The sequence below is a fragment of the Picosynechococcus sp. PCC 11901 genome, assembly GCF_005577135.1.
GTDB lineage: Bacteria > Cyanobacteriota > Cyanobacteriia > Cyanobacteriales > MRBY01 > MRBY01.
The window spans coordinates 2,906,049-2,924,962 of the sequence record NZ_CP040360.1; the positions used below are offsets into that span (position 1 = coordinate 2,906,049).

At 48.5% G+C, this 18,914-nt stretch carries 13 protein-coding genes; 12 read left to right on the plus strand and 1 reads right to left on the minus strand.

Annotated features, from left to right (window positions below):
- Window positions 1-91 precede the first annotated feature (91 nt).
- Complete coding sequence (locus FEK30_RS15050; protein ID WP_138073624.1) at window positions 92-1,639, plus strand: hypothetical protein; 1,548 nt, start codon at window positions 92-94, stop codon at window positions 1,637-1,639.
- 114 nt (window positions 1,640-1,753) lie between these two features.
- On the opposite strand, the gene FEK30_RS15055 is transcribed toward FEK30_RS15050, so the two are convergent.
- Window positions 1,754-2,620 (minus strand): mechanosensitive ion channel family protein, encoded by an 867-nt coding sequence (locus FEK30_RS15055; protein WP_138073625.1) that lies wholly within the window; start codon window positions 2,618-2,620, stop codon window positions 1,754-1,756.
- A gap of 200 nt (window positions 2,621-2,820) precedes the next feature.
- Here FEK30_RS15055 and psbA point away from each other — a divergent pair, with 200 nt between their 5' ends.
- The 11 genes from psbA (at window position 2,821) to FEK30_RS15110 (ending at window position 18,791) form a co-directional block, all read left to right on the plus strand.
- Entirely contained in the window at window positions 2,821-3,903 is a 1,083-nt protein-coding gene (gene psbA, locus FEK30_RS15060; protein WP_099239132.1) for a photosystem II q(b) protein, read from the plus strand.
- A gap of 269 nt (window positions 3,904-4,172) precedes the next feature.
- Complete coding sequence (locus FEK30_RS15065) at window positions 4,173-4,772, plus strand: Tll0287-like domain-containing protein (protein WP_255447906.1); 600 nt, start codon at window positions 4,173-4,175, stop codon at window positions 4,770-4,772.
- Between the two features lie 23 nt (window positions 4,773-4,795).
- The gene (locus FEK30_RS15070; protein ID WP_138073627.1) at window positions 4,796-5,284 is read left to right on the plus strand and encodes a DUF3122 domain-containing protein; all 489 of its coding nucleotides are present in this window, start codon (window positions 4,796-4,798) and stop codon (window positions 5,282-5,284) included.
- 293 nt (window positions 5,285-5,577) lie between these two features.
- A complete protein-coding gene (locus FEK30_RS15075; RefSeq protein WP_012307767.1) occupies window positions 5,578-6,405 on the plus strand; it encodes a putative bifunctional diguanylate cyclase/phosphodiesterase in 828 nt (275 codons plus the stop codon).
- 254 nt (window positions 6,406-6,659) lie between these two features.
- Window positions 6,660-7,478, plus strand: coding sequence for a hypothetical protein (locus tag FEK30_RS15080; RefSeq protein WP_138073628.1), 819 nt, complete (start codon window positions 6,660-6,662; stop codon window positions 7,476-7,478).
- 491 nt (window positions 7,479-7,969) lie between these two features.
- Window positions 7,970-8,194 carry a hypothetical protein gene (locus tag FEK30_RS15085; protein WP_138073629.1) on the plus strand — a complete coding sequence of 75 codons (225 nt, stop codon included), beginning with the start codon at window positions 7,970-7,972 and terminating at the stop codon, window positions 8,192-8,194.
- Window positions 8,195-8,277: 83 nt separating this feature from the next.
- Window positions 8,278-9,071, plus strand: a protein-coding gene (locus tag FEK30_RS15090) for an IS5 family transposase (protein WP_138071976.1) whose coding sequence is annotated in 2 segments (ribosomal slippage) — window positions 8,278-8,611 and window positions 8,611-9,071 — 795 coding nt in all. Because the reading frame shifts where the segments join, the coding sequence is not laid out codon by codon here.
- A gap of 496 nt (window positions 9,072-9,567) precedes the next feature.
- Window positions 9,568-11,625, plus strand: coding sequence for a DUF7925 domain-containing protein (locus FEK30_RS15095; RefSeq protein WP_138073630.1), 2,058 nt, complete (start codon window positions 9,568-9,570; stop codon window positions 11,623-11,625).
- A gap of 138 nt (window positions 11,626-11,763) precedes the next feature.
- On the plus strand, window positions 11,764-12,321 hold the full coding sequence (locus tag FEK30_RS15100) for a DUF11 domain-containing protein (RefSeq protein WP_062435303.1): 558 nt from the start codon (window positions 11,764-11,766) through the stop codon (window positions 12,319-12,321).
- A 60-nt stretch (window positions 12,322-12,381) separates the two neighbouring features.
- Window positions 12,382-13,920 (plus strand): DUF11 domain-containing protein, encoded by a 1,539-nt coding sequence (locus FEK30_RS15105; RefSeq protein WP_138073631.1) that lies wholly within the window; start codon window positions 12,382-12,384, stop codon window positions 13,918-13,920.
- On the plus strand, window positions 13,917-18,791 hold the full coding sequence (locus tag FEK30_RS15110; RefSeq protein WP_138073632.1) for a TonB-dependent receptor: 4,875 nt from the start codon (window positions 13,917-13,919) through the stop codon (window positions 18,789-18,791). The genes FEK30_RS15105 and FEK30_RS15110 overlap by 4 nt, the downstream gene beginning before the upstream one ends.
- Window positions 18,792-18,914 lie beyond the last annotated feature (123 nt).

Consider the following 18,914-nt stretch of genomic DNA (forward strand, 5'->3'; position numbering starts at 1 on the left):
AAAATGCTCAAAACGAAATATGCCATGCATCTATATATCAACTTCTAAATGGCATGGTATTATTTGGCAATAATTGATTTTAATAGGGTTTATGTCGTCGATTATTGCTGATCAATTAAAACGATTCACCGATGCGCCTTGGAAGGTGCTTTCTATTTTTTCTGTTCTTGGACTATTGGGTATCCTTAACCATGCCATGTGGCGGGATGAAATGAATACTTGGTTAATTGTGAGAGATAGCCAATCTTTTATGGATATGGTGAGCAACGTTAATTACCAAGGTCATCCTTTATTGTGGGCTTTATCTTTATCTGTCATCAGAAACCTGAGCATAAATCCCATCAGTATGCAGATTTTTCATCTTATCCTTGGCATTATTGCCCTCGTTGTATTTTGGTACTACAGTCCCTTTACCCACAAGCACAAGTTACTATTCACCTTTGGTTATCTTCCTTTTTATCAATATTTATTAATTGCCCGTAACTATAGCCTAGGAATGCTTTGGCTATTTGGTTTTTGTGCCCTGTTTATATCTCGTCGGAAAACATATTTATTTTTGGCAACTTTATTGGGACTCATGGCAAATAGCAATGCCTATGCACTTTTTTTGTCCCTATCTCTCTTTTGTACATTAATTGTAGAGTTTATTTTCGATAAAAATCATCGGCGTAAATATTTTCAAAAATCCCATAAACTAGACTTATTGCTTAGTGCTCTAGTTTTATTTGCATTGTATGCATTGGCAATTTATATTATTGCTCCTCCTGCTGACAGCTACAACCATGGCGGTACAGAAGGGTGGTTTTTGACCCTTGATCTCAGGCATTTACTCCGCTCAATTGGCAGAATATTTGGTGGCTATTTTCTTATTATTCCTAATTCAAAAAAATGGTTAGATTTAGTAATATGTGACTCAATAATTGTTCTTGCTTTGGCAGTGTTTGCTTTTAGCCTGATAAAGAAGCCAGTTGCACTCTTCTTTTACATAGTCGGTAATTTGCAATTGTTAGCCTTTACTTATTTCAGATTTATTGGCGCTGGCCCACGCCACTTCGGTCATTTTTATTTGATTCTTGTCGCAGCTCTATGGTTAGCAAAAATCTCTCCTGAATCTGATTACTTTTTGCGCAAAGCTGACAAGGTTAATATCCTTAACATATCCCCTAAAGCTGTTGCCAAATACTCAAATATTATTTTTACTGTAATTCTTTGTATACACTTTTTGACGGGGATAACCTATGGCTATATTAGGGATTTGATTATTCCTTACTCTGCCAGTAAAGAAACTGCACTATACATTCAAGTAAACAATTTAGAAGATCAATTCATTGTTGCGAGTCAAGATGCAAAAATGGCGGCATTATCAGGGTATTTAGAACGAAAATTCTATTACCCAGAATTAAAACAAATGGGGAGCTTTACCCTTTTCAAGGAGCCTCGAACCATTGTAGAGCATGACGAAATTTTGAGGCAGATACAGGATTTGCTAATTTCCCAGAATATACCAGAAATTTTACTCATTTTAAATCAGGAATTAGAAGCCGAGCAAAATGACTTGAAAATAGATAAAATCAACAGCTTTGAGAGGGCATGGATCGATACAGAAAGATATCATTTATATTGGGTAGAACTACAGTAAAAATCCCAAAAAATACAGGTTTGTGAATTCAAAAAATTAGCTAAAGGATAATTCTGTCTGCCAGATGCTTTTGAAAGATTCTTGAATAATTAATAGCAAATATTTTAAAGTAATTCACTTTTCTGATTGTAATTGCACAGCCAAGGGAGTGAGCTGAATTGTTTCAAAGGGCATATCAATCCCTGCTGCGGTTAAAGCGGTAAAAACTTTTTCTCGGAGGGCAAAGCGTTCGGGAATATGGGTGCGCTCATTGCGTAACCAAACCTGAAGTTGGAGTGCCACATTATAGTCATTGAGAGCCGTCACCACCACTTTAGCGGGCGGTGTGTCGGTAAATATGCTGCGATCATCGACCAAAGACAAGAGGATCTGTCGTACCCGCTCTAGATTTTCATGGACGGCGACGGTGACATCAATATCGAGGCGTAACTGCGGAAAATTAGTGTAGGAGATCACCGTTGAATTGATCACGACAGAATTAGGCACCGCTAACATCCGGCCATCAACGGTCACAATGCGCGTGCTCCTTAGGGTGATTGTTTCGACGCGGCCATAGAGACCATTAATTTCCACGAGGTCATCAATCACAAAGGGCCGATCCCAAAAAATGAGCAGTCCAGAAATCAAGTTAGAAAGGGCATCCCGGGCAGCAAAGCCGACCGTTAATCCCACAAGTCCCAGGCTGGTGACGATTGCGGCCATGTTAATCCCAACTGCATTGAGGGCTTGGATCGCGCCAAAGGTCAAAATGGCGTAGCGAACGAGGGTCCTTAAGAAGCTGGCGGAGGTTTTATCGAGTTTTGATTTTTTGAAGGATGCATAGAGGGGCACATCAACAATCTTCCAAAGGCAGTAGAACACTGCGAAGGTAATGAGGGCAACGACGAGGTTGATCAGGCCCCGGGCAATTTGGTCACCGATAACCTCTAGGTTAAAAACGTTTTGGAGGCGATTGGCGATGCTGGTGAACAGGGTTGACATGGTGCTGCGTAGTGGGAATGACTTTAGTGTAATGGGGCGATCGCCTCTCAAGAAACGGACAGAAAAGATTATTTGCAGCTTTAGTTTCCGCAAGCCTTGTCTTTTTTAGGAACGGTGCTATATAATCAAAAAGTGATTAAGCAATAAATCGATTGAGCGATTTGCTTAGTCCCCAGTACTTTAAACTGGTACATGCAATTATGACTACACTTCTACAACAGCAAGGCTCTACCAATCTTTGGGAGCGCTTTTGCCAATGGGTCACCAGCACAGAAAATCGTTTCTATGTAGGCTGGTTTGGGGTTTTAATGATTCCCACGCTGTTAACCGCAACGATTTGTTTTGTCCTGGCATTTGTCGCCGCGCCCCCGGTTGATATTGACGGGATTCGCGAACCGGTTTCTGGCTCTTTGCTGTACGGCAACAATATTATTACCGCTGCCGTTGTGCCGAGTTCTAATGCGATCGGTCTGCACTTTTACCCCATTTGGGATGCGGCGAATCTGGCTGAGTGGCTTTACAACGGTGGCCCCTACCAACTGATTGTGTTCCACTTTCTGCTTGGTATCTTTGCCTATATGGGGCGGGAATGGGAACTGTCCTACCGCTTGGGGATGCGTCCGTGGATTGCGGTTGCCTATTCTGCTCCGGTGGCGGCGGCGACGGCGGTACTCTTGGTTTATTCGATTGGCCAAGGATCTTTCTCGGATGGATTACCGTTGGGCATCTCTGGCACCTTTAACTTTATGTTCGTGTTGCAAGCTGAGCATAATGTGTTGATGCATCCTTTCCATATGCTGGGGGTTGCAGGTGTCTTTGGTGGTGCGTTGTTTTCTGCAATGCATGGTTCCCTCGTGACTTCTTCTTTGATTCGGGAGACCACAGAAACGGAGTCCCAAAATAGTGGCTATCGTTTTGGTCAAGAGGAAGAAACTTACAATATTGTGGCGGCCCATGGTTATTTTGGACGCTTGATCTTCCAATATGCTTCTTTTAATAACAGTCGCGCCCTCCACTTTTTCCTTGCTGCTTGGCCAGTGATTGGTATCTGGTTTGCTTCTTTAGCCGTCGCTTGTTTTGCCTTTAACTTGAACGGGTTTAATTTCAACCAATCTCTGTTAGATTCCCAAGGACGGGTGATCAATACTTGGGCGGATATTCTCAATCGGGCAAATCTGGGGATTGAGGCCATGCACGAACGCAATGTTCATAATTTCCCCCTCGATTTAGCAGCCGGAGATCAAGCGCCTGTCGCCCTCCAAGCCCCGGCAATTAATGGCTAACTGGAAGTTTGAATTTGGGATTGCAGTGGCATGATGATTGCTTTGAATAATCTTGGTTTGCTCTGAATCCTGAACGAAAAATATACTCTAAATGCTCTTAGCCTCTGCCATTCAAGTAGAGGCTTTTCTTGGATTTTAAGAAGATTTAATTATCAATCCTAAAAAGCGAATTTTTCCTGAGAAATTGACTAAACTATTGAATAAAAAATGGAAAAAATACAATGAAGATTTTGCGTTTTATTCTTAAAAACAAACCATTCAATGTGCAAATGAGCAGTGGTCAAAAGTTTTCACATTTTCTGACCGGCATTCTCATTAGTGCCTTGGCGATCGCCACCTTGGTTTGGCCCATTGTCCCTGTGCAAGCAGCCCCCAATCCCCCGGATTTTGCTCGGGCCGTGCAGGCCATCGAAGATCTTGACCCAATGCGCTCTGAGTTGGCCAAAACCATTGACCCGACTGCAGACATCACGCCGCAAACCATGCAGGAAGTTTGTAAGCCAGTGGGGATGAAAGCGAGGCAACTGAGTCAAGACAATGGTTGGCAAGTCAAGCAGGTGGCTAAAAAATATCGCAATCCAGACCATGCCCCGCAAAATCTCCAGGAAACCATGGCGATCGCCAAATTTACGCAACACCCCGAACTCCTGAGCTATAGCCAAATCCAAGGCGATCGCCTCCACTACTACCGCCGCATTAATGTCGAAAGCAGTTGTCTCGCCTGCCACGGCCCGAAGGACAATCGCCCCAATTTCATCAAAGCTAAATATTTAGATGATCTCGCCTACGACTTCAAAGCTGGCGACCTACGGGGACTGTATTCCGTCATTATTCCTAGCCTAGAAGCGGCCCAGACTAACCCTGAATAAACCCCTCACCCCAGATTCAGCCAATGTTTTTTCTTAAAAAAGGATTGATTCTCCTCAGCCTAAGCTTGTTTCTCTTGGTGAGTAGCGGCGTTTGGGCAAAACCCAGTTTCGCCAGTATCCGCCAACAGGAAGAAGCCCCTGGACAAATCCTTTATCAGTCTCGCCAATCCATCCAAGACAATCACGGTCAAACTTGGCAGGTGGTGCTGTTTAAACGGGTTAAAGATGGTCATGTCGAAATCGTTGACCTACGCCTTGTGGCCTATCCCGGCCAGGCGACTTTTATCCATCCGGGTTCTTTGAGTTTATCTGCTCCCAATCAAGCGATCCTCACAGCACCAGATCAATTTGCCACCGAAGCCCCTGCGCCCAATGTGGGTCAATTTGATTTAAAAGAGATTTTGCCCCAGTTGCCCACCGATCAAAAAGTTCAACTTAGCTTGCCCCTCAAAGAACAGACGACCATCGAGATTCCCCCGGCAGTTCTCTTGGAGTGGCGACTTATGGCCTAGGCTGAAATTTTTGTACAGGTAAACAACTCCGGACAAAGGGGAGGTCTGGGGAGACTTCGTAGCGACGATTACTTTTTTATCTTGGTTTTGTCTTTTATATTGTCTTTATGAACTTTATGAATTCTTAGAATTCACAGCATCTTAAACATTTGATGAAGTTGTCTTGGCTTGATCGTGATAGATTTCAGCTTGGGCACAAAGCTCGACACCAGCGAACGAACCTCTCCTTGCTAGACAACATATATGGTTGTCCTACGCTTGATTCAAAAAGGTGTGACGGATAAAAACTGACTATGGCAACTGTATTCCCCCAAGAACGACGTTTTTTAGAATTAGCCCTTGCCCAGGCGATCGCTCGCCATCAGTTGACCGTCGTTTACCAGCCCCAAGTCAATCCTCAAACAACGATGGTGACGGGATTTGAAGCCCTACTTCGTTGGGATCACCCCCAGTTCGGTTCGATTTCTCCCACGGTATTTATCCCCATTGCCGAAGAAGCGGGTCTGATCCACGAGCTTGGGGACTGGGTCTTGCAGCGGGCCATAAAACAGTTAAAAAAATGGCATCAACAGTCCCAGCAAACCTTTCGGATGGCCGTTAATATTTCGGTACATCAGGTCACGGCTCCTCACTTCTTTGAGCGGCTCCAGGATCTCCTGGTTTCCCATCAAGTTGCGCCCCAACATCTAGAGCTAGAGATCACGGAGTCAGTTTTGATTGAGGATTTTCAAAATATCTGCGCCGTTTTAGCATCACTGCAAAAATTAGGCGTCAAGATTGCCATTGATGACTTCGGTACAGGCTATGCTTCTTTTAATTACACCAGGTTGTTTGGCTGGGATACCCTGAAGTTAGACCGCTGCTTCATTAAAAATTTACATTGTAATAAAGTGAATTCGGCGATCACCAAAAATCTCATTAATATGTCCCATGATCTGGGGTTTAAGGTGGTTGCTGAGGGCATCGAACATCCAGAAGAATTGGCAATGCTCAAGCAGTTTTGTTGTGATGAAGTTCAGGGGTATTACTTTAGTCGCCCCCTCATGCCTGCTCTACTCGAAATTCAGCAGATTACGGGTGGTCATTTGATGCCTGGGGCGATCGCCTATTTAGCTGCCTGAGTTAAACATAGATCCGTTGCTGTAAAGCCTCGTGACAGATCACCTGTTCGATTAAGTGTGACGGTGATTAATCAAAATTGATCAGCAAAATTTTTCAGAGAATATAGATTCAGCGGCAAGATCACGGCAATGTGCATCGGTAAATGGTAACGCCCACTATGATTTGATTAGGCTGAAATCGTGCTGGGCGATGATTTCATGCTTTTTCCCAGGAAGAGATCTACGTTGATGTCTAGGAGCGTCGGGAATCGGAAATGTTTAAGCTTGGGACAATTAGCCAATTTTTTTCGCTGTTGTATTTGGGATTAATGCCTGGGGTGATCGCTGCGCCGCCGGATGCGAGTCAAATTGTCTCCCTCACGGGCGATCGCCTCATGATGCAGCAGGGTAGTCACCGTCAACAAGCGGCCCAGGTGGGCGATCGCCTCGAAAACCATAGCCAAAGCCTGATTGTGCCGGGCAATAACCACTCCTTTGCGCGCCTTGTCCTGGTGGGCGATCGCCAAACCTATGACGGACTGCTTTTACAAACTGGCCCCGCCCCCCAACAGACTCAATATCGGTTTCCCTGTGTGGTTGAAGGGGGCACCATCACCCTGAGTTGGCAAAAAGGTCAGCAACGGGGCTGTGCTGAAGGTCTCCGCATTCGCCCAAACCCTGAGGGGCGATCGCCGACCCAACGTCTCAAAATCTTTGCCTATCAAATGGTGCTTTCGCCCGCCGCTGCCAGTGCTATCCCCACCGATTCAGAACTCGTCATTCAGCCCAGTGGAGAGACACCGATCTGTGTTCGCGTCACAACCCAAGACAAGCGCCAAATCGTTGAAGTGTTGTGGGGCGAAATTATCCTCAGCAGCGCCAATCACCCCCAGGGTCTAAAAATCCGTAAGGGGACGCAATACGACCAAGGCGAACTTCAGTTTTTTGATCCGGATACTCGTCTCGCAAGCCCCGCAATGCAAGCATTCTTTTCGGCTGCAGCTTGGTCAAATGCAGCAACTTCTACACCTTTGTCCGGCGAGATTCAAAATCACATTGACGTGATCCGCACGGCTTTTGCCACAGCACAGTGAAAAAGATTCACTTTAGTCCTCGGCATTTTGACCATACTGAAACAACATAAAAACTTCATCAAATTTTCTTTTTTATTTCAACACTTTTAAGTTATTTTCCGGCAAAACCAAATAAATCAGTCAAGCTGAATCTTCTCTTTGGGAAAATCAGTGGTCAAAAAAATTTCATAGAAAAATTTGTGAATAAATCTGCGCCCATATCTGACTAAAGGCTCTTTAGTCAAGCATTTAAGGATTTTTTGGTTTTTGTGATGCCGGGGCCAACATCTTCATTATTTCTTCAATAAAAGGCCTAAATCGCTTCTCTAACTCTTCATGGAAATAGCGATGATCGTCTGCAATTAATGGGTAATTTATACTAAGCAAATCAAAGCAAAACTAAATCGCTATTTATTTATATTCATTGATAATCAACTTTTTGCTCCCCTCAATTGAGAAGACCCATCTCTTCCCATCCCCTACTAGCAAATTTTTGTTTGAGGAATTTTTAAGTGAACAATCAAGTTTGGCGATCGCCAAAGTGCAAAACCCCCAGAAAAAATACAATCCGTAAGCTCGCTAGTCCCTTGGTGATTGCGGGCCTCATGGCCGCCGGTCAATTCCAGCTCATCCCCCAGGCGATCGCGGCAGGAACAGCCGCCGGTATAGTCATTCGTAATACCGCCACTGCCACTTACCAAGATCCTGACGGTGAAAATCTAAGAGGGTGTTTATAAAGTAAAGATAAAGAGAACAGGATTTTTGCCCGTGAAGTCGTTAAGGTCAAGCATAAGCGTAACGACACAGGAGAATAGCACCAATGTCTCAAGCTTCTTACCCCAGTGACCTGACCGATGCAGAATGGGCTTTACTAGAACCCTTGATTCCTGCTCCAAAGTCCGGCGGTCATCCACGTACTACTGATATGCGACAGGTCTGCAATGGGATTTTCTATCTCCTCAAAACCGGTTGTCAATGGGCCTATCTGCCCAAGGACTTTCCTCCCTCCTCCACGGTGTACTACTACTATCGCAAATGGCAGAAGCAGGGAGTTTGGGAAAACATCAACCATGCTTTGCGGACTCGCTGCCGTCAAGCAGTGGGGAAAACCCCAGAACCTAGCGTCCTGATTGCCGATAGCCAATCGGTCAAGACGACAGAAAAAAGGGCGATGTCTATGGCTTCGATGGCGGGAAACAGGTCAAAGGAAGACGGAGAAACTTGCTAGTCGACAGTTTAGGGTTACTTTACAAAGTGATAGTCTCCGAGGGAAATAGCTCAGAACGAACCTTTGCCCTTGCTGCAGTGATGGAGCTAAGGGAGCAGCAACAGCAGATGTTGAAGCGATTGCGGTTGATGTGGGTAGATGCTGGATATCGAGGAGGACGCTTTGCCTTAAGTCTCTGGTTAATGGTGCAAGCCAAGGTGGAAGTGATTAGTAGAAACAGTAAAGAATTCATGGTACTCCCGAAGCGTTGGATTGTTGAACGTACATTTGGTTGGTTGAATTATTATCGTCGCCTTAGTAAAGACTATGAGCAATTATCAGAAGTGTCGGAGGCAGGGATTTATGCTTCCATGAGTCGTCTGATGTTGCGTCGGCTAGTTTCCTAAAGATTTACTTTATAAATGGTCTCTAACAACGACATCCAATGAAGTTACTGTCACTGTTGCTGAGGTTGCGGTCTTAACGAACTTTGCCCAGACCCCCATCGATCTCAACGACGGTAGTGTACGCCCCGGTGATATTGTTCAGTTCCCCTTTGCTGTCACCAACGGCGGTAATGACTCTGCTGATGTCTATATCCCGAATATTTCAAACATTGCAACCACTAATCTAGATACCACCACGGATACCGACAACAATGGTGTTTATGTTGACGTCACGGGTGATGGTATCCCTGATTTTTTCCTCCCCAATGGTAATAACCCGGCTCAGGGCGTCACAACAAATCTAAATGGCTCATTCTCTCCCGATTCTACTGTCCCTGCTAACCCGCCGACCTTTCAGAATGATGGTTGGGTTATTCCGGGTGTCGAACCCGATCAAACCATTACCGTCATTGTCCAAGGGACTGTCGATTCCTCTACTACTGGCGATCAAGTAACGGTGCAATTAGGGGATACTGGCCCGAATGATGGTAGTCCCCTGAGTCAAAACCAAGCCGATGATGGTCAAAATGGTGATGTACCAACTGCTACTAATGAAGTTCGTACCGTCGGTACAGATGCTGTTAATGGTGACCGTGAAGCTGCTGATACCTCTGAGCCGTTAATTGTTAACCAGGAAGCGCCTCGGCCTTTAGCCCTCGCCACTGTACTGAAGTCCGTGGGAAGCGTTAACCCCGGCCCAACAGGCGATATTGATGATGATGTAATCACCTATAACCTCAGCTTCCGGGTTGAGAGTGAGTTGCCCTTTGGTTATGAAGGTAACTTCACTCCCGCTGGTCTGACGGGTACTGATCTTAACTTTGCTACTGATCCAGGAACTCTTGTTTCTGGTGAAAAGTATGTCCTTGTCTCCGACGCGAAACCCTTTGACGCCGAGTTTGCTAATACTCTGCCTATTGCTCCTGCTAACTGGACTATTGTCTACACCACGAGCCCGCTAACGACGCCAGCACTGTCTGATGGAGCAACTACTGGTGCTGAATGGACAACAGTCAGACCTACTGATGCATCGACCATTACTCGGATTGGTTTCGTTTACAACACAACCCAAAGAGGCCCGATCGCCACAGGAACTACTGTTACCGGTTTTACTCTCCAGGCAACCAATGCACAGGCTACAACAGTCCGGAACCTAGCCCAGATCTTCGGTCAAACGAATGGCGACCCAGATAACAACATCGTCTTCGATGAATCCGGTGACCAAAACCCGAACAACTTCCTGGAAGATACCCCCAGCAATGACGATCCCTATGGTGATTATGACCCCGCTCTAGATTTAGGGGATCCCAATGAAGAAGATGGGTCTGACCCCAATGACGGCACACCGAACGATGGTGGTGGTAACGACACCGAAAAAGGTGAACCCAACGAGCTAGATTTAGACAATCCAACACCCCAGCCTGATGAGTTATTAAATGGCCCATTAGAACAACCAGGAGCAACTGGCCCAGAAGGAACAACTAACGATGACTTCGTTGAAAAGTCAATCACTGAATCCGTCACCTCTGGTGAAACTATTGAAAATCCAGACGCTGTAATCTTCGATAATACTGTCGCTAACAACACCAGTTTTCCTATCACTAATGTTGTGTTGCGGCCCATCAGCCCCACAGAGGCTAACCAAGTTTGTGCGGCTTGTGACTACAGCAGCGTTGATGTCGATGGCACTGAAATCGACATTCCCGATGGCACGATCGTAACAATCACTTTGCCCGTTCAGACTGGCGTCGGAGCAGTGCAAACAGCTACCTATGAGTGGCAAGCGGAGACAAATCCTGGTGAAGGAACTTTTGATTTAACAAGTGCTGCTCAAGTTTCTATTCCTACGTTAGCTGCAGGTCAGAGCCTAAACTACACTGTCACAGTTGATCTGCCCGGTACTGATGTAGTTAACGCTTTTGATGCTTACAGTATCCCAGTGATCGCCTACGTCAATAACGACGAAAATGAAACCTTTGACTTCGATGCAGAGGGAGCAGGGAGCAACATCAAGATTGACCGTCTCTATGCTGGCTACCTGAAGCTTACTAAGGAAGTTCAAGTGCGTTATGCCGATGGCACACCTTCTGGCTTCTTCACAGATGGTAGTCAGATCGATCCGCAGCCTGGGCCTGGTGACACTCTGGAATACCGTATCACCTATGAAAACATTGCCACTCCAGCAACGGGCAGCGGTACCGGAAACATTCTCTTGCCGGCCAACAATGTCATAGTCCAAGACAGCGGCATTAGCGGTACTCCAGGCAATACTGGTTCTGGAAACAACTGGGCTTTAGACAATGACAGCGATGGTGTTATCGACACCAGTCACGTAACCAATGGCGCAACTGCCCAATTTGGCACAATCCAGTTCTTTAACGGTGATCCCGCAACGGCTGGTATCCAACAGGTGGGTACAACAGCGGCTACCGACGTAACCCAATACATCAACAATGTTGGTACGGTTGTTCCTGGTGGTGAAGGTACCTTTACTTTCCAACGGGAAATCAACTAACTGTCTAATTACTCTCTGTGAAGTCTGCTGGTTAGGCTTCACAGAACTCTTTGTGATGAAAAGGTTCGTCGTGACAGTTGCCCAAATTTTGGCGGCGAATCCATTCAATCCTTCATTTACAACAAGCTTTCCTAGATCATGAAAAAGTCTCTTTTTACAATCTTGGCTGGTATTTCCTTAGGCGTTGGCGTTGTTCCCCAGATGATGCCTCAAATTTCTCCCCAGCCTGTCCTCGCCCAAACCCAGCAGAACCTTGATGTTGAGCTAGCTGGCCATCTGCGGGTAATCGAAAAAAACTGGCGCGGTGAACAAAAAGTTGCCTGGCGTAGCCTAGAGGGTGGTTTTATGCGGCCCGCCCCCAGGGTCAAACCCGGTGACACCATTCGCTACACTGTCAGCGGCAACAATCGCACCGAACAACCCATTTCCGGCCTTGTCCTTACCGATGATCTGCCCGCCAATACTGTCTATGTGATGGGGTCAGCAGCCTCTGTGGGTGGCGCAACAATCACTTACAGCATCGATGGCGGCAAAACCTACAGTGCCAACCCGACGATTCGCGTCACCTTGCCCGATGGTCGTGTGGAAACGCGCCCGGCCCCAGCGGAACGCTATACCCATGTGCGTTGGACCTTCCAAAATGCTGTCCCTGCAAGGGCTAGCGTGAATGGCCAGTACCAAGTCCGCGTTCAATAAACGTCAAACATTCACTGGTCTTTACTTTTTTGGAGGCCTTCGTCGGCCAGAGTTTTTTTAATGCCTAATTTTCTTGACCATTCACGACTAATCCTCAAGCGATCGCCAGCGGCGATGGCCCTAGTCGGTGTGGGTTTGAATTTAGGTATGCCCTTAGTTCTGGCCCAGACCCCAGGGACGACAGAAGCTGTCACCCTCTTTAACCGGGCCGACGCCAGCTACCAAATTGGGGAGAATGGCCCAGCCGTAAATACCACCAGCAACCCAGTGCTTCTCAGGTCTGATGGTTCTCCCCCGCCGCCACCCATTGACCCCTTTGGTCGCGTCCTCGGCTGTGCCGGAGAGACCCTGGATGATTACAGCGGTTTTCGAGTGGGACTCTACGAGGCTGGTGGCTCCTTACAAACCGAGATTGGTGCTTTGCTTGTCCTCGATCCCCTCACTGGGGCAGTGCCCCTTCCCCCTGGGGCGGTCAATGTCAATGAAGCTAACGCTAATCCCTTTGACCTTGGTAACACCGAAACCCTCGGTGACCCGGATCTGCGGGGTCAGTTTAATTTCTTTTTACGACCCGACCAGCTCAATGTGGGCACTGTTTATATCTTGGTGATTCGGCCGCCCTTGGGGTCATCGTTTGATGAGCGGCGGATCCAGATTCGGATCACAGCGGTCGAACCAGACTCCTTTACCTATGTGGCGAATTCCCTCGATGGGCTGCCCCTGAGTTTAGAAGACCCGACCTTAACCAGCCAAGAAATAACCATCCCGAAAGCAGAAACGACCGCGCTCATCGTCTTTTCAACAACAGTGATTTCCGTCTGTCAAAACGAAGCAATCCAAATTCAAAAAAACGCCGACCGGGCCACCGTCGAGCCTGGGGGAACGGTGGTCTATCGCCTGAGTATCAATAACCTCAGCACGAGCACCCTAGAAAATGTTGAAGTGCGCGATCGCCTGCCCCTGGGTTTCCGTCTCCTTGAAGATTCTGTGCAGGGGGTCATTGGTGACAGTCCTGTAGCCCTAGACACAACGGTAAATGGACGTGATATTACCTTCACGTTCCAGGCCCCCTTCCCCGGTGCGACCTCCCCTGAAAATAATCCCCCTGCCCGGATCATCTATGCAGTGGAAGTGACCCCCGATGCCCTGCGGGGGGATGGCCGTAATGTGGCCTTTGTTACCGGCGATCGCCAAGACAACAATTTCACTGTCCGGGATGGCCCCGCTGTTTACAACGTGGGGATTCGCAACGGCTTAATTTCCGACCTCGGCACAATCATTGGGCGAGTCTTTGAAGACAAAAATTTCGATGGGGAACAACAGTACGGTGAACCCGGCATCCCCAATGCCGTGGTCTTTATGGAAAATGGCAACCGCATTGTCACCGATGAAAATGGCTTGTTTTCCGTCGCTAATGTTCTTCCTGGTTGGCATGCAGGGGTCTTGGATCTGACCAGTGTCCCCGGTTATGCCCCCGCCCCTAACGAAAAATTCATTGCCGAAGACCGCACCTATAGTCGCACAGTGCGCCTCGAACCCGGTGGCATGGCCCGGATGAACTTTGCCGTAACGCCTTTAATCCCTGGAGAAGACGAATGAAAAAACGCTTCTCCGTTCCCCTAACAACATTAATTTTGGCCCTCAGCGGTTGGTTTACTGAAGTAACGGCCCAAACGCCAACGGTGACAACGGCTGAAATCAGTGGGGTTGTAACCACCCAGACGCCAACAGGCCCCCAGGAAACTGAGTTTCAAGCGATCCTCAATAAACCGTCTGCAGCAAGTGAGATCCAGGGAGAAATCCTACTGGCCCAATCATCCCCGACTGTACCCGTGGCGACTGAATCGCTAGACAGTCGGGAGACCCTGACGCCGGTTATTGAGTCTACTCCAATGCCAACGGCGATCGCCCAACCCACCGTGCAATTTATTAGCCCTGGGTCGGGGACGATTTTAGAGAAAAATGCCAGTGCCGTCGTGATCGAAGTCCCCACAAGCAGCACCACCACCCTCAGCGTTAATGGTGTCGAAATTGACTCGAATCAAATTGGCCAACTGGAAACCAACGGTAGCACGGGGATGGTGCGTCAAACCTGGTACGGGGTGATTTTTAGCCCTGGGGAGAATACCCTCGAGGCGACGGCCACCCTCAATGGCACCACGGTTAGCAACGAAATTCAGGTGCAAGCGCCGGGGGATGTGGCAAATTTACGGCTCTCGACCGTTGAAACGCGGGTGCCCGCCGATGGGCGATCGCCCGTGACGATCCAGGGGATATTGCTCGATAAAAATGGGAATCGGGCCAGTGGGGGCGGTCGGATTACCCTCGAAGCCACCGCCGGCGAATTTCTTGGGGAAGATGCCGGGCCTGAAGCACCGGGTTTCCAAATAGATGCCAAGGATGGGGAATTTACTGCCACCCTCCAATCCTCCCTTGACAGTGGCCCCGTCCAAATTCGCGCCCGCCTCTTTGAACTAGAAGCCTATACCCAAGTCCAATTTGAAACTGCCCTCCGTCCTAGCCTGTTGACGGGGGTAATCAACCTCCGGGTCGGGGCAGACAATACGGACTATTTCAGCAGCTATCGCGATTTCCTCAACCCTGATGCTGACGGCGATACCGTCATTGATGTGGATGGCGCAGCCTTTGCCACAGGTACGATTGGGGATTGGCTCTTCACCGCAGCTTTCAATGGCGATCGCCCCCTAAATGAAGCCTGTGAAACCTGTACCAATCGCCTCTTTCGCGCCGACCAAGTTTCCGAACAACCCTATCTCACTTACGGCGATAATTCCACCGTCCGCAACCTGACCCCCTCCCAGGACAGTCTCTACCTCCGCCTCGAACGCACTCCGGATATTGAAGGCGCGACTGACCCCGACTACGTCATGTGGGGGGACTACGGCACAGGTCAGGAATTTGCCACCAGCTCCCAAGAATTCACCGCCCTCAGTCGCCAACTCCACGGTGCAAAGCTAAACTACAACCTTGGCGATCTGCAAATTTCTGCCCTCTATAGCCAGGGGGGCGAAGCCTTCCAGCGGGATACTCTCCTCCCCGATGGCACGAGCGGTTTCTATTTCCTCACCCAACGCCTCGTAGTCCCCGGCAGTGAAGAAGTTTACTTTGAGCTAGAGGAACTCGAACGACCCGGTACGATTATTTGGCGCGATCGCCTATTCCGGGGCCAAGATTACGAAATTGACTACGACCGGGGCAGCATTGTCTTTAACGATCCTGTACTACGCACAGAAATAGGCGACAACGGCGAAATTCTTGTGCGGCGGATTGTTGTCACCTACCAAAATGAAAGCGGTGAAGACAATAAAGTATATGCCGGACGACTACGCTACCATTTCAACCGCGACCCAGGGCAAGCCAGTTGGATCGGGGCGACCTACTTCCGTGAAGACCAAGGAGAGCGAGATCTCGAAGTTTATGGGGTTGATGCTCAAATTCACCTCGGTGAAAACTACAAATTTATTGGTGAATACGCCCAGAGCCAAAATAGTTCCGCCGAATTAGGGAATGTTTCTGGTTCCGCTTACCGCTTTGAATTGGATGCTAAATTTGCCGATGGTTTTACCGGGCGGGCCTACTATCGCCATGCCGACACCGGTTTTGCCAACCGTTCCACCATTAGTTTTGTCCCCGGCCAGACTCGCTATGGCGTTGACCTAAATGCCCAGCTCTCCCCCAGCACCCAACTGCGTTTTAACTACGACCACGAAAAAAATCAGGGGGTGAATATTCGCCCCATCGTTACCCTCGGCGATCTGATCAACGCCGGCCAAGAGGGGATTCCCACTGGACTGGTGGACAACGAACTCACCACCATCACCGCCGGCCTCGCCCAGCGTTTCGGCAAAGCGAATCTGAATGTGGATTTGTTATTCCGCGATCGCCTTGATTATCTCAACCCTGAAAACGACGGTAGCTCTACCCAACTGCGTACCAATTTCACAACGCCCCTCAGCGATCGCCTTAAACTGCGCCTCCTCAACCAAACCACCCTCTCGGCGGAATCTGATGCCGTATTTAGCGATCGCAGTCAAATTGGCCTGGACTGGAAGATCGCCCAGGGCGTCAACCTAAACCTGAACCAAAACTGGTACCACAGCGGTACCCTCGCTGGCCAAAGCACCACCAGCATCGGCCTTACTGGCGAATACAAACCCTGGCACAACACCATCCTCAGCGCCCGTTATGACATGGAACGCTTTAGTACAGGGATGCAGGATGCAGCAACCTTTGGCATTAAACATAACTGGGCCGTCCTCAAAAATTTTGACCTCGATTTTGCCTACGAGAAAGTTGTGGGTAATCTTTTTGTGGGTAGTGATGGCGCAGTAGGTCAAGGGGCATCCCGTTCGACCGGCCTACGTGGGGGCGATAGTCTTAGTATCCGGGGCCGCTATCGAGGTGGGGGCGATGGGGAAAATTTCCAAGCCGAAGCGGGCTACGAATTCCGCAATACCAACGGCAGCAGCACCAGTAACATCACAGCTTCTGTCCGGGGCAAACTATCGCCATCTCTGACAGCCCTCGCTAATTTTGACCGACGTTTCGCCGCAGGCCAAGCCACCCGTGGTTTACCTCCCACCACAGAACTGCGTGTTGGTCTCGCCTACCGCAATCCCTACGAGGATAAATTTAACGCCCTCCTCCGCTATGAATATCGCAAAAATCCGAACACCATCCCCGAAACCCTCCTCACGGGCAGGGGGAACGACGTCACGGAACATCTCTTTGCCGCCGAGGCGATCTATGCGCCTAACTACCGTTGGGAATTTTACGGCAAGCTCGGTTATCGTCACTCCACCCTCAAGCTCGCCGAGGATTTTGAAACAACGACTTCTGCGACCCTCGCCCAACTCCGAGCTACTTATCTGCTCAACCGACAGTTTGATCTGACTGGCGGGATTCGTTGGATCAATCAACATTCAGCAGGCTATAGCGAAATGGGTTGGCTCGCGGAGGTGGGCTATTATGCGACACCAAATCTCCGCTTTGCGGTGGGCTACAGTTCTGGTCAGGTGAACAATGATCGGGATTTCTCTGGCAGTCGCTCGGATGGAGGTTTGTATGCGGGGGTTACTCTCAAGCTGGACAGTTTGTTTGATTTTGGTCGCCAGCAACCCGTTGCTGCTGTGCCAGAAACCCGCAAATTAATGGTCGAAGCCCCCAAGCCTGATGCTAATTTACAAGCGGCTTTAAAAACACCCCTGCGCTTAGATGTGTCCCAGGCCATTGATTTTGAGCGGGGGAAAACCAGTGTTTCCCTGGAAGGACAAATGGTGCTCGATAGTTTGGTCACTGTTTTGGGTCAATATTCAGACCTAAAATTGGATATCCAAGGTATTCTGCCGCCCCTGGCTGAACTTACCCCCGATAATCTCGAAGCCCGTCGTCTGCAAACCGCCCGCCAATATCTCCTCAGTCGGGGGATCAGTGGCGATCGCCTGACGCTCCGATCCCTAGGCAACAGTTCCCAAAACAAAGTTCCAGAACAGCCGATTACCTTTACCCTGAGTGGTACTACTGCTACCTTCCAGGCCATTTCTACCCAGCTCGGTGGCAATCCCATTGTGGGTAACTTAATCAACACAGAATTACCCCAATTAGCGACTTTACCGCCTGATCTCCCCCAAAACACCACCAGTACAGTGAATCGCAATTCTCGCCAGGAACGGCCCCAAAGTTTTTCATTGAACTTATCCCAGGCTACCTTTACCCCCGACGATACAAATCTCCAAGTCCAAACCTATAACCGCACCGATGCTGATCTCAACCCCAACTTTACCTATCTGCCCTACTGGATCCTCGGTTTTGTGCCACTTGCTGATCCCGATACCCTCCTCCTTGCCGATGTTACGCCGATGAATCCGATCACCGAATTTGTCACGAGCTTGATGCCAGAATCTGACCCCATTGCAGAGATCCCGACAGAACGGCTCCTCACCCGCAGCGAACCCCAGCCCAGACCCCAACCAGAGGCGCAAATTCTGGGCGATCGCCGTTTGGATGAATCAGCAGCCAATGAGTTGATCACGAATAGCACCACCGAACCGCTGATCTTTGGCGATCGCCGTTTAGATGAGTTGAGCGAGAGTGAACTCCAGGCCCTCGCCCCCGAAATTTATGATGCGGTCTTTGGGGGTGAGATCCAGGCCCGCCGCCTCGATACCGACGACAGTTTCCTCTTTGGTAATGCCAATACCGAACCACTAATCCTTGGCGATCGCCGTTTAGATGAAAACACTCCTGAGCTTCCCGCCCTCGAACCCACCTCGAACTTCCTCAGTGCTAGAGAAATTCGTCGTTTAGAATCAGCGCTTTATTTCCTCCTCAGTGAAGATCTAAGCAACCTAGATAATCTTTTCCAAATCAGTGGCCGCCAACGTAGCCGCCAACTTGGTCAAACCATTGACTTAGATCGTCTCTGGAATGCCAATACCTCCCCAGATTAATTCTTCTAAAAAAATCCAATGAGCTTAACTTTGTCAAATCATAAAATATTTCCCTGGATCAAACTACTTTTCTTCCCATAGAGGCCATGCAATAAACAATATCCCTTAAGTCTTTTGTTTTCG